This is a genomic window from Deinococcus radiotolerans (assembly GCF_014647435.1).
Lineage (GTDB): Bacteria > Deinococcota > Deinococci > Deinococcales > Deinococcaceae > Deinococcus > Deinococcus radiotolerans.
Window position 1 is genome coordinate 37601 of the sequence record NZ_BMPE01000025.1, and the last position, 11719, is coordinate 49319.

General features: G+C 68.0%; 12 protein-coding genes. 7 read left to right on the top strand and 5 right to left on the bottom strand.

Annotation, left to right across the window (positions count from 1 at the left end; all coding sequences use genetic code 11):
• Nucleotides 1-18 precede the first annotated feature (18 nt).
• From IEY63_RS20285 to IEY63_RS20295, 3 genes are all read left to right on the top strand, one after another.
• Complete coding sequence (locus IEY63_RS20285; RefSeq protein WP_189070822.1) at nt 19-1569, top strand: glycoside hydrolase family 36 protein; 1551 nt, start codon at nt 19-21, stop codon at nt 1567-1569.
• On the top strand, nt 1556-2665 hold the full coding sequence (gene galT, locus IEY63_RS20290; protein WP_189070823.1) for a galactose-1-phosphate uridylyltransferase: 1110 nt from the start codon (nt 1556-1558) through the stop codon (nt 2663-2665). Before IEY63_RS20285 ends, galT begins: the two co-directional genes overlap by 14 nt.
• Before the next feature lie 620 nt (nt 2666-3285).
• Nucleotides 3286-4275, top strand: a complete 990-nt coding sequence (locus IEY63_RS20295; protein WP_189070824.1) for a DUF3103 family protein — start codon at nt 3286-3288, stop codon at nt 4273-4275.
• A gap of 288 nt (nt 4276-4563) precedes the next feature.
• On the opposite strand, the gene IEY63_RS20300 is transcribed toward IEY63_RS20295, so the two are convergent.
• The 4 genes from IEY63_RS20300 to IEY63_RS20310 all read right to left on the bottom strand — a co-directional run bounded on the left by IEY63_RS20300 (nt 4564) and on the right by IEY63_RS20310 (nt 7129).
• Entirely contained in the window at nt 4564-4794 is a 231-nt protein-coding gene (locus tag IEY63_RS20300; RefSeq protein ID WP_189070825.1) for a hypothetical protein, read from the bottom strand.
• Nucleotides 4791-4988 (bottom strand): hypothetical protein, encoded by a 198-nt coding sequence (locus IEY63_RS22325; protein ID WP_229784830.1) that lies wholly within the window; start codon nt 4986-4988, stop codon nt 4791-4793. The genes IEY63_RS20300 and IEY63_RS22325 overlap by 4 nt, the downstream gene beginning before the upstream one ends.
• On the bottom strand, nt 4982-5839 hold the full coding sequence (locus IEY63_RS20305) for an NAD(P)/FAD-dependent oxidoreductase (RefSeq protein WP_229784831.1): 858 nt from the start codon (nt 5837-5839) through the stop codon (nt 4982-4984). Before IEY63_RS20305 ends, IEY63_RS22325 begins: the two co-directional genes overlap by 7 nt.
• Before the next feature lie 114 nt (nt 5840-5953).
• Complete coding sequence (locus IEY63_RS20310; RefSeq protein WP_189070826.1) at nt 5954-7129, bottom strand: hypothetical protein; 1176 nt, start codon at nt 7127-7129, stop codon at nt 5954-5956.
• A gap of 255 nt (nt 7130-7384) precedes the next feature.
• Between IEY63_RS20310 and IEY63_RS20315 the strand changes: the two genes are divergently transcribed.
• Nucleotides 7385-8896: a toll/interleukin-1 receptor domain-containing protein gene (locus tag IEY63_RS20315; RefSeq protein WP_189070827.1), complete on the top strand. Its 1512-nt coding sequence runs from the start codon at nt 7385-7387 to the stop codon at nt 8894-8896.
• A 28-nt stretch (nt 8897-8924) separates the two neighbouring features.
• On the opposite strand, the gene IEY63_RS20320 is transcribed toward IEY63_RS20315, so the two are convergent.
• Nucleotides 8925-9164 carry a hypothetical protein gene (locus tag IEY63_RS20320; protein WP_189070828.1) on the bottom strand — a complete coding sequence of 80 codons (240 nt, stop codon included), beginning with the start codon at nt 9162-9164 and terminating at the stop codon, nt 8925-8927.
• Between the two features lie 513 nt (nt 9165-9677).
• On the opposite strand from IEY63_RS20320, the gene IEY63_RS20325 reads away from it, so the two are divergent.
• The 3 genes from IEY63_RS20325 to IEY63_RS20335 all read left to right on the top strand — a co-directional run bounded on the left by IEY63_RS20325 (nt 9678) and on the right by IEY63_RS20335 (nt 11525).
• Nucleotides 9678-9959, top strand: coding sequence for a DUF3006 domain-containing protein (locus IEY63_RS20325; RefSeq protein WP_189070829.1), 282 nt, complete (start codon nt 9678-9680; stop codon nt 9957-9959).
• A gap of 38 nt (nt 9960-9997) precedes the next feature.
• Nucleotides 9998-10957, top strand: coding sequence for an excalibur calcium-binding domain-containing protein (locus IEY63_RS20330; protein ID WP_229784832.1), 960 nt, complete (start codon nt 9998-10000; stop codon nt 10955-10957).
• Between the two features lie 91 nt (nt 10958-11048).
• Complete coding sequence (locus IEY63_RS20335; RefSeq protein ID WP_189070831.1) at nt 11049-11525, top strand: hypothetical protein; 477 nt, start codon at nt 11049-11051, stop codon at nt 11523-11525.
• Nucleotides 11526-11719 lie beyond the last annotated feature (194 nt).

The following is an 11719-nucleotide window of genomic DNA, read 5'->3' on the forward strand; positions in this document are numbered from 1 at the left end:
GCTTTCTGGAGCTTCACCATGACCCACGCCCCGCTTCACTGGACCATACCCGCCTCACCCGACACCGTGCGTGTTCTCATCAACGGCTATCAATCGTGGAGTGAGGCCGAGCTGCGGCCCCTGACCGACACCCCCCCCCGCGCGCACTTCCAGTGGATGATTGACCAGGGTCAGGACCCCGCGTTCCCGCCCAGCGGCGAGGCAGGCGTCTGGCGATCGCACACCCTGATCGGCCTGCTGCGCCCGGACGGCAGCGGTTGGGTCGGCTGCCTGCTGGACGCCACGCGCACATTCGCGCACTGGGAAGCCCGGGTGGCCGGCGAGGCCGTGACGCTCACCTGCACCCTGGAAGGTCCGGACGCGCCCGTGGCGTTCGAGGAGACGACAGACGTGCAGGCGACCCTGGAGCGCCTGAGCGCGCAGCTCGGTGAGGCCATGCACGCGCGGACGCCGGCACCCCTGCGGGTGTGGTGCTCGTGGTACTCCTACTACCGCGACATCACCCTGGAGGCCATGCTGGACAATGCCCACCGCGCGTACGATCTGGGCCTGCCCTTCGATGTGTTCCAGCTCGACGACGGGTTTCAGGCGGACCTGGGGGACTGGCTTGAGCCGAGCGCCTGGTTTGGCGGGCACGCGAAGGACCTGCCCGCGCACCTGCACACCCTGGGGTACCGGGCGGGCCTGTGGCTCGCGCCGTTCCTGGTCGGCCCCCACTCGAAGTTGCGGGCCGCTCACCCGGAGTGGCTGCTCCAGGACGAGCAGGGTGAGCCGCTCCTGCTGGGCGACAACTGGGGCGGACCGTATCATGCGCTCGACACCACCCATCCCGAGGCGCTGGCGTGGCTGCAGGAGCTGGCCGCGACGTTCCGCGGGTACGGGTATGACTACCTGAAAGTGGACTTCCTGTACGCCGCCTCGCATCCCGGCCGCCGGCACGACCCGGCCGTCAGCCGCGCTGAGGCGTACCGGATGGGCCTGCAGGCCCTGAGGGACGGCCTGGGGGACGACGGGTTCCTGCTCGGGTGCGGCGCGCCCCTGGCCAGCAGTATTGGCATTGTGGACGCCATGCGCACCGGGCCGGACGTCACGCCCTTCTGGGATGACGAGGCCCGCCGGGTGCTGCTCGGCGATGGCGCGGTGCCCAGTGCCCGTAGCGCCCTGCACACGGCGCTCACCCGCTGGTACCAGCACACCTGGTACCAGCCGGACCCGGACGTGATGATCGCGCGGCGTGAACGCAGCCTGCTCAACGATCAGGAGCGGGGCGCGCTGGAGGGGCTGCTGGACGTTATCGGGGGCCTGCGGGCCAGCAGCGACCCGATTGAGCTGCTGGACGCCTCGGGCCTGGACCTGCTGCGCCGCAGCCTGACGCTGAGCACGCCGGACCGGCCCCGCTCCCTCACGCACAGTCACGGCGGCGCCGTCACGCATTTCACCCGCGGCACGTTCAACCTGCTGAACCACGCCGCTGACGGGCTGGCGCCGCACAGTTACCACGCGGCGCCCGTGCAGGACGAGGCCTTGCAATTGGCTCCTGCGGCACGGGACCGTCATGCATCACCGTGACGTCCTGAAGCCCGACGGGCGCGCCCTGACGCTGTATGGGGTGCGCCCCGTCCAGGTGACGTCCGAGATTCCGAGTCCCAGCGTGGACCCAGTGGACGCCCGGCCCGTGATGCGCTGGCATCCGCTGCGCGGCGAGTGGGTCATGTACGCCGCGCACCGCCTGGGCCGCACGTTCCTCCCCCCACCCGAGTACAACCCCCTGGCCCCCACGCGCGACCCCGCGCACCCCACCGAACTGCCGCGCGGCGAGTACGACATCGCCGTGTTCGACAACCGCTTCCCCAGCCTGACCCTCACCGCCCCCGATCCTGAACCCGGCCCGGCCGGGACGCGTGCCGGGGTGGGCAAGTGCGAGGTGGTGATGTTCAGCCAGGATGCCCACGGCCGCCTCGCCGACCTGAGTGAAACGCAGCTGGCGCTGCTGCTGGATGTCTGGGCCGACCGGACCACGCGCCTCGCCGGGACGGGCCAGATCCGCAGCGTGCTGGCGTTCGAGAACCGGGGCGTGGAGGTGGGCGTGACCCTACACCACCCGCACGGACAGATCTACGCGTTCGATCACGTGCCGCCCGTGCAGGCCCGGATGCTCACGACCGCGCAGGCGCACCACGCGGCCCATGGCCGGCCGTGGCTGGCGGACTTCGTGCAGGCAGAACAGGCGGCAGGAACGCGGGTGATCCGCGACGAGGGACTGGCCCTCAGTGTGGTGCCGCCCTTCGCACGGTTCCCGTACGAAACGTGGATGGTGCCCGCCCGACCGGCCGCGCTGCTCAGTGATCTCAGCGCGGAGGAGACACGTGCATTCGGGCGGGTCCTGCAAGACGCTCTGCGGCGCCTGGACGGCCTGTTCGGCGTGCCCATGCCGTACCTGCTGACCGTGCATCAGGCGCCCGTGGGGGCTGGCTCACACCCGGAGTTTCCGCTGCACATCGAGATTTATCCGTACCTGCGCGCACCGGGCCGACTGAAGTTCCTGGCGGGCACTGAACAGGGGGCCGGTGAGTTTGCGAACGACAAGTTCCCGGAAGCGGCGGCACAGGAGTTGCGGGCGGTCAGTGTTGCCCCCGGGGAACGCAACATCGAGCCAGGCAACTGACCTGAACACCAGTCAACTCACGGTGGACTCCTGCTCAGCCCCTGGGTCGTGACAGGGTTGCCACTGGTGAATCACAGCGCACCACAGTCGCCGTCGCGTGGATGGAAAACCAGTACGACTGCGTCCACGCAGTCCTTCAGAGTCGCGCCGATGTGGCCGTCACTGGGTGCTGATCAGCTCGCACACCGCCGGGTGGTCCGCGCCCCGTTCAAAGACAGGTCGAAGTTCGTACAGGATATCGGCCACTTCTCGCAGATTCCTCTAGTGAAGGGTGGGCATGTCCAGCGGGACTGGGTCGAGGCCCTCCCGGATGGGAGTGCGGAGATCACCTGGGGCTCCGCTGGGGCGCCTGATCAGTGGGGTGGTGCAGGGCGCGCAGGGTCATGGCTCAGCGTACGAGTCAGCCCGGGAGGCTCGGGGCGCAGATGCGGGCGACACCCGGTGGGAGCACGGGCGCTCCACTCACGTGGGCGACCTTCAGACCGCCCAACACGCCAACGTTCATGCAGCCTTCATAGGACCCGATGTGCACACACCCTGCGACCCGTCAGCGGGTACGCTGCCCCAGTCGGCCCAACTTCTCTTCTTCCTGCACTCGGGGGTTCACCCCAGGGGGTCCCATGACGCTGCCTCGACTTCTTCCCATTTCCCTCTCCCTCAGCCTCCTGCTCGGCGCCTGCAGTCAGACTCCCGCCCAGCCGACCCCAGCGCCCAGCGCCACCCAACCCGCGGTCTCCCCCGTGCAGAGCCGGACCAACGACGCCCTGCGCGCGTTCGCCCAGCAGCTCGCGCGGTCCATGACCGACCCGGCCGTCCGCACCCTGATCGCACAGGAAACCGCCCGGCAGTTCGACGGTGACACCGAAGCCCTCTACAGCACCCTGGCCCCCATGGCGGCCGGCCCCCAGTCCTTCGCGCAGGCCCTGAGTACCGGCGTCGGCGCCCAGAACCTGCGTGACCTCACGTCCCGCGTCCCCAACCTGCAGGTCGCGGTCCGGGGTGCCGCCTGGGACGCCGCCCGCACGGTGCCCTGGGTGGCCGTCGCTCAGGAGGGCGGAGACGAGTTCGCCCCCGTGACCGCCTACGACGCTCAGGGGAACGCCCATGTGCTCGACGGCCGGACCGCTCCAGATCGGCCGGTCGTGGTGGTGGGTGTCAACGAGCGCGTGGATGCCAGCGGGCAGGTCGTGCAGTCCGCGCCCGTCCCGGCGGCCACGCTGGCCGCGCAGGGCTGCTACCAGGTCAAACTCGTGCGCGTCGACCTGTACAACGACATGGAACCCTGGACCAAAGGCAAAGCGGAAATCTGGGTGGCGGTCAAGGGCTCCGGCATCGGCTGGCACGGCCAGCTCACCATGATCACTGAACCCGGCGATTACCTGGACGCCATCCAGGTGTTCGGCTGCACCGACAGTGACGTGCGGTTCTACTGGTACGAGAAGGACGGCACGAACCTCGACTTCGAAATCTCAGTCGACGGGTACGGCTTCGGCATCAAGATCGATGACAGCAACGATTTCCTGGGCAGCACCACGATGCGCAAGGCCCTGTTTGAAGGCACCACGGTGGACAAGGTGAACCTCGGGAACCTCTCCCAGTACACCCACTGACCCGCGCAGTGAGGGGGGTGGAACCGGACGCGCCCGCCCCCGCCTAGACGGTCCGTCGAACAAGGCCCGAGGGGGCCGCACACCAGAACGGGCTGACCCGCGCGTGCTTGGCGAGCGGGAGGGGTCAGGCTCTATCCCCTCGCCCACTTGATGGTTCGTCCCGTTGAGGACCCCATCATCGAAGAGAAGGCCCTAAACGATGAGGAACGTCACGCCCGCGCATCAGGGCGTGACGGTTTCTCTTGTTGTGCTCCCAGTGCTGGACCGGTGCATGCACGGGCGCATCGGTCAGCAGCCGTAACAGGGCCGGTCATCGCCCGGCACGGGCGTGTGCAGAAGGGCCAGGAGGTCCGCACGCGCCACCTGGCCGCCAGGAACGTGCCCGGCGACGTCCACGGGGGTGAGGCCCAGCAGCAGGGCCAGTTCGGGCACACTCAGGTGATCGCTGCCGTGCTGGGCGACCTGCCAGCGCACGGCGGGCCGCACCCCCTCAGGCAGGTGCGCCAGGAGGACGGTCACGCGGAGTCCGGTGACCGTGCGCCCGCGGGCAGGGTGTCATAGAAGATGGCGTTCGCCGCCTGCATGGCCGCCATGGCGCCGCCCGCCACGGCGAACGCGATCTGATTGCCGGTGGTGACGTCCCCGCAGGCGTACACGCCCGGCACGGTCGTCATCTGCTGCGCGTCCACCGTGATGCCCGCCGGCGTCACCACACAGCCCAGCGCCTGGGCCAGCTCCGCACGCAGGGCCCGGCCCCATGCGCGTACAGCACGTCCCGGTCCACCGCCAGCCCACTCGCGAAGGTCAGGGTCACGCCGCCCCCCGCCCCGCCGTCCACGCGGACCAGGGGTTCCTCGATCAGGGTCACGCCCTGCGCGCTCAGCACGGCCCGGTGCTCGGCCGTCAGGGCCGCCACGCCGTCCGTGCAGACCAACACGTCCCGGGTGATCTTCTGGTGGTACAGCACCCGCTGCACACCACTCAGGCCACTCAAGCCCGGCAGGTACACCGCAATCTGACCGCCCCGCAACTCCCAGCCGTAACAGTACGGGCAGTGGTGCACGCCCCGGCCCCACTGCTCGCGCAGGCCCGCGGGCGTCTCGGGCAGCACGTCCCGCACGCCCGTCGCCAGGATCACCTTCCTGGCCCGCACCTCCTGTCCGTCCGAGAGGACCGCCGTGAAGTGATCACCGTGCCCTGTCAGGGCGGTCACCTCCGCCTCGATCACCGGGAAGTTGTACGGGCGCAGGTCATCCCGCGCTTCAGCCAGGATCGCGGCCGGGCTCTGCCGGTCGTGGGCGAACACCCCGCCCGCGTGCGGGCTGGGCGCGTTCCGGCTCGGGCCGCTCGTGACGAGCACGCCCCGCTTCAGGCCGCGCGCGGTGTACAGCGCGGCACTGAGTCCCGCGAAGCCGACCCCGACGATCAGGACGTCCAGCAGCGCAGGAGCCGCGTGCACACCGGGCTCCTCGGGGGTCTCGGGGGAGGCGTGTGGGGTCTGGACGTTCAGGTGGGCGGTCAGCAGGGCGATCAGGTCCAGGTTCGCCTGGTCGTGCGGGGACATGCCGCGCAGCATCGCACACGCCGGATGGACGCGTCGCCGCACCTGAAGGCGCCCCGCCAACCTGATCGGGTGCCCCACCCAGACGGTCCAACGGGACACCCGAGCCGGGATCACTCAGCGCGGTGCGCCCAACACGATCGTGGCGCAGCCGGGCGCGTAGGCGGCGCGGCGCACCTCGACCGTCCATCCGGACTGCCGGAACACCGCGGCCTCCTGTTCAATCCGCGCGTCGGCCTGAACCAGATACGGTTCGTACGTGAGCAGCAGTTGGCCGGTCGTCACCATCCGCCAGTGCTTCACGTGATCCCGGATCGTGGGCCGCCGGTCCGGGAAAGCGTGCAGGACGGCGTATTCCAGTCGATCCAGGGTGTCCCTCTCTCGTCGGCTCAGGGCGGCGGAGCACCGACCATCCACGCCGGAGGCGTTGATGAACGCGTCGTATCGGGGCGCCTGGACCGCGGTATCCTCGGCGCCCTGGATACTCCAGGGCAGGGCCGCCCGCGCTTCCCGCATCAACAGGCGCGGAAAGGCGTGCTGTGCCTTATACGTGAAGCACTCAGGGACCGTTAAGGTCCGGGTGAAGGTCACCCAGTCCAGCTGGGACGCTGGCGTGTACTTGTTTCGGGTTACGGTGCCGCGCGGCGCACAGTGGTGCAGGGTCTCCCACCAGGCCTGAATGTCGTCCGGTCGGGCGTCTGGCCCGAGTGTTGGCAGCGGCATCGCCGGAGCGGCGCCATCGATCCGCAGGCCGGTCCCTCGGGCCCATGTCAGGGTGCGCGCCTGACGCAGTTGACGGTGCAGGGCGGCGCTGATGGTGTCCGGAAGCGGCAGCAGCGGCCAGGGGGTCGCCAGGTGCACGCGGCGGTCGACGAACACACCCGGGTGATTCACGAAGCGCGGCACGTACCGGTCCTCCCGGGCGAACAGCGTGGACTCTGCCGCCCCGGGACGTGCGTCTGCAGGCCCTTCGGGACGCGCCACGACAGCCCCACGGGTGAGAGAGGGGACAGGCACGCCTGCGTGGGCCGTGTCGCTGAGGAGGGCCACGGCCGCCTGCGCCCAGTCGAGGTCCACGGCGTTCCCGTAATGCGCGAGGGCCCGCTGGAGGGCGAGCGCGGCGTCCCTCGCGGCGAGGCGGGGCCGGTGCGGGTGCGCGCTGAGGGTGTTCCAGTCGGTGCCGTGGAGGGCCGCGATGACGTTCAGGGCGCGCTGCTGGCCGAGGGGATTGAGGTGATGGGCGGCGAGGTGGGCGCGCAGGGTGTGGGCAGCGGTCTTGGCGGGGTGGGTCATCGCGCAGTCCTTCCGGAGCGCCGGCGCGGCGGGTCCCCACGTTCCCGCCGCCGCGCTCCTGAAGGGAGGACCGGTCAGACGATCAAACCTGAACTTCACCGTGCATGTGCGGGGGGCGTAGGCGTTCAGGTGGCCACCCCCATGGTACTCCGTCCACAGCGGGATGGGGGTCACGGCCCGTGCCCCGAGCGGCACGGCCGGCAATGGACGCAACCACCGGAAAACGCGTGCCCCAGCACCTCTAGAATGCCACGCATGACCCCACCGCCTGCTGAACCCGTGAAAGCCATGGTGAGTTACGCCTGGGGTCCGCCCGAGCATCAACAGCGCGTCACAACCCTGGTGGATCACCTGATTCGCAACGGCATTGACGTCACGTTCGATCAATACGACCTGCGCGATGGCGACGATGTCAACCGGTTCATGGAGCAGGCGGCCGCTCAGGGGAACATTCAGAAAGTCATCGCCATCTGCGACCCGAAGTACGTTCAGAAGATGAATGACCGGGCGGGCGGCGTCGGCCAGGAAGGCATGCTAATGAGCCCACACGTCATCGACCAGTTGCGCGGGTCCGGCCAGCCCGAGGGGTTCCGTGAGCGCCGGTTCATCCCCGTGATTTTCACGTGCAGGCCTGGAACGCTCGTCGAAGATCCCCGGAATCGTCCGACCATGTTCGGCTCCATGAAATTCATCGATATGAGCACAGACGAGGCGTACGACGCCAACTTCGAGCAGCTGCTGCGGTTTCTGCTGGACCGGCCTGAACTCGTCCGCCCCGCACTTGGGGAGGTGCCCGCGCACCTCCGCGCGGACGCGCCAGCGCGCCTACCCAGTCAGGTGCAGTTCGATACGTTACAGCGGCGCCTGGAGCGCGAGCAGGCGACCAAGCATCACTGGCGCGACTACCTCGAACAGGTGGAATTGGCCCTGCGGCAACTCAAACCCGCCACGCTGGTCGATGGCGCCTGGGAGTACGACGTTCACATCGCCCGAGAGGAGGCTGCTCGGTTTACTCCAGTTCGCGATCAGTTCGTCCGGGCCCTCCAACTGGGGATCCGTCATGGCGGCCTGCCCATGGATGAAGTCGTGCGGTTCTTCGAGCGTGTGATGAATCTCAGTGGCCAACTGCCCGATGAACCGCAGTACCGCCGGGATGGGTACGTCATGCGGCCAGTGTTGTTCCAGCACGTTGACTTCCTGGTGTTGGAATTGACGCTGTACACCACGGCCATCCTGATCGCTGAGGACCAGGTGGACGCGCTGAAAGCCTTGACGGAACACACGTACTTCCTGCGGCAGCGGGGTGATGAGAAGGCCGTGAACTTCACGGTTCTTCGTCACATCAGTGACGAAAGCCATCTGGAGCACCACCTGGGCCGACGTTGGATCTCGCCGGTCGGCGGGTGGTTGAGTGAACGGGCCACTTTACAGTCGGTGGACACGCGCGCCCTGACTCAAGCGGACATTCTGCTGTACGTCAAAAGCGGACTGGAGCATGACTGGGAATCCTACGACGGTCGGTGGTACTGCACGATCGGCAACTTCCTCGAGCTGACCAGCTACTTCCCGCTGTTTGGCCGCTTTCTCAGTGAGCGGGTGATTCGGCCCTGGCTCCCTCTGTTCAACAGTGCGGACGTGCCCGCGGCGCAAGCGGCACTCCGGAAAGCGTTCCCGGACCAGACGTTTGGGCGCGGGTTGAACAGCCGGTGGGGTACGGTGTCGATGGACGTCCTCTTAAAACTTGATACGTGGGGCACCCGCCGGTAGCCATGTCTGGACGCGGGTGGCGGGCGCGTCAGCGCTGGGCCGGGGCATCTTGCAATGGCGAATCCGGATTGCTCCGCTCCTGCGGAGTTGGGGCAGCCGCTTTCGGGAGCGCCCGGATGACTTCGGTCAGGACGGTGAGCGTGACGACCTCCCCGGCCAGGTGTTCCAGAAACGGCACGAGGTGGTCCCAGGGCACAGGTACGCCAATTGCGGCAAAGCCAAGGAAAGTAATGACGGTACCGAGGAACAACGCCAATTTTGCAATCACGGTGGATCACCTCTGGTGTGACGGCTGAGCACGACGCTCAGCAAGCTGGTGGTAGGTTCGACGGAGTACTGGGTTGTCCGTGCGGATGGCGATGAAGAGGTGTACACGCACCGCGATCCGGTGCGCGTGCAGTACGTGTGCCTGTCTTGTGCTGATCAGAGGAGCACTTGATTCCGCACTGACATCAAGGTGGATCTGTGGTGCGGATCATGGGACCAGGTATGGCGTCAAGATGCCCGTGTGACACGCGCCGTGCGAGATTGGACTCCTCGAAAAAACCGTGGGATCAACCCGGCTCTTACCGTACGCAACAGCGCCTGGACCAGGATTGTTGAACGGTGAGGGGGGGGCATGCCCCCGCGTTCATGCGCTCTTCAGGATTTGGGTTCCCACCACACGCAAGCGGACAGGGACCTGCCGGGGACCGGTTCACTGGTACAGCATGCTGCTCCTAGTGCGAGCGGTTCAGCAGTATGAGCGGCGCCTGGTCGGTACACGGTGCTACCGTGACCCATGGCAGATCAGCCCGGCCCACCCGCGCACGCCACCGTCACGGTCGACGCCCTCGAAGGGCCGGTGGTGCGCGTCGAACTGCCGGACGGCACCACCCAGGACTGGGCACGTCTCGACCTGCCCCGGGACGTCCAGGAAGGCGACGTGCTGCACGTGCGCGTGGAGGACGGGGAGCGGCACGTCCGGATCGACCGGGCCGAGACGCGGCGGCGCACCCAGCGCGCCCAGGCCGAGTTGACGGAACTCAATGCCGGCAGCCCGGACGGGGAGCTGGACCTGTGAGGCGGTTAGCGGTCCTCGCAGGGCTGTGTCTGGGGCTGGTGTCTGCCCAAGCCGCGCCGAGTGGTGTCCTGACCATCCGCTTTCTGGATGTGGGCCAGGGCGACGCGGTGCTCATCACCAGCCCCGAAGGGAAGAGTGTCCTCTACGACGGTGGGCGCAGCGAAGCGAGACTGCAGGGCCTGCTCACGCAGTACCAGGTGAAGTCTCTCGACCTGGTCGTCGCCAGTCACGCGGACTCGGATCACATCACCGGGCTCGTCCCCGCGGTCCAAACCTTCAAGCCGAAGTACTTCCTGAACAACGGCTTGGCCGGGACCACGCAGATCTGGCAGAAGCTTGTCACCACCGCGAAGCTGGCCGGCACGCAGGGGCTCAGAGCGAAGAACCAGGTCATCAACCTGGGCAGCGTGAAGCTCACCGTCATTCCCCCGCCACCCGGCATGAAGGACCAGAACACCAACAGTGTGGGGCTGCTCGTGCAGTACGGGTCGTTCCGCGCCCTGATGACCGGCGATAGCGAAACACCGGAGACGAGAGCGTGGCTGAAACAGCTCCCCGCCTCCACCCTCGGGCCGATCGACGTGTACAAGAGCATTCACCACGGCGCGAAGAACGGGGACAACGCCGCGTGGCTGGCGGCAGTCCGCCCTGCGAACGTCGTGATCGGTGTCGGGCCGAACAACTACGGGCACCCGACCGCTGAAGCCATCACGCTGTACAAGAAAGCCGGCGCGGCGATCTACCGCACGGACCTCAACGGTACGGTTACCGTGACTGTGCAGCCCGGCGGCACGTACACGCTCAGTGCGGCCAAAGGCACCGGGACGGCGGCCACCCGGACCCAGGCGCCACCCAGCGTCACGCCACCAGCGGCCCCCAGCGTGGTCTATGCCAACTGCGCGGCCGTGCGGGCGGCCGGGAAAGCCCCCCTGCTGCGCGGTCAGCCTGGGTACTCGCCCAAACTCGACCGGGATGGGGATGGCCGGGCGTGCGAGTGACCACGGCCTCCGTCGGGGCCAGGCCGCGTTCAGGTGCCGCCCGATGAACTCGCGCGAACTCGGATTCGAAGTAGAACGGCTGATGCACAACGTGCCCACCTCAGCACTCGACCGTACCCTGCTCCTGGAAGGGCTGTCCAGCACGCATGCCGTCTTCCTCAGTCATACGCGCTTCCCCGGCTCGCTGGGCCGCCGGTTGGGCCTGCACGTCCTCTCCAGATGCCACGATGCCGAAGACCCGGGCTCCATCCGGGCCGTCGCGGCGGCCTACTACCTGCATCAACTTCAGGGGTGGACGGCCTTTGAATCGGACGTCCAGACGGTCCTCAGGGGACGCCGGTGGCGCACCATCGACCCTGGGGCGGACGATGGACGCGCCATGCTGTCCCTCTGCGAGGTGGGCCGACTCTGCGCGAGTCCGGCGGTGCTGGCCATGGGTCAGGACGCCCTGAACCGAGCCTACGGCGCTGGCCTCGGTGACACCCTGGTGGCGACGCTGCTGCGGGACGGATGGCTGGCCGCTGATCTCGACCTCCGGGCCCACCTCGACCCTGATGAGGACACGTGAACCTCCAGCCGAGGGGTGGACCTTCCGTGCACGTCACCATCATGGAGCGCTCCGAGGTGGGCGCATGGCGGCGTTCGATTCGATCTGGTGCCGATTGCCTTATGGGCGGAGGAGTGGAGATGGGGCGGAGTTCTGTACAGGACATCTTGCCTTCAAGCCGCGCCTGGCGCGTGAAATGGTGTGCTCAGCAGCCT

What these genes read in the sequence shown, in the direction of transcription:
- IEY63_RS20285 (WP_189070822.1), top strand. Translation starts at nt 19, where the DNA reads ATGACCCACGCCCCGCTTCACTGGACCATACCCGCCTCACCCGACACC.
- galT (WP_189070823.1), top strand. Translation starts at nt 1,556, where the DNA reads ATGCATCACCGTGACGTCCTGAAGCCCGACGGGCGCGCCCTGACGCTG.
- IEY63_RS20295 (WP_189070824.1), top strand. Translation starts at nt 3,286, where the DNA reads ATGACGCTGCCTCGACTTCTTCCCATTTCCCTCTCCCTCAGCCTCCTG.
- IEY63_RS20305 (WP_229784831.1), bottom strand. Translation starts at nt 5,839, where the DNA reads ATGTCCCCGCACGACCAGGCGAACCTGGACCTGATCGCCCTGCTGACC.
- IEY63_RS20310 (WP_189070826.1), bottom strand. Translation starts at nt 7,129, where the DNA reads ATGACCCACCCCGCCAAGACCGCTGCCCACACCCTGCGCGCCCACCTC.
- IEY63_RS20315 (WP_189070827.1), top strand. Translation starts at nt 7,385, where the DNA reads ATGACCCCACCGCCTGCTGAACCCGTGAAAGCCATGGTGAGTTACGCC.
- IEY63_RS20325 (WP_189070829.1), top strand. Translation starts at nt 9,678, where the DNA reads ATGGCAGATCAGCCCGGCCCACCCGCGCACGCCACCGTCACGGTCGAC.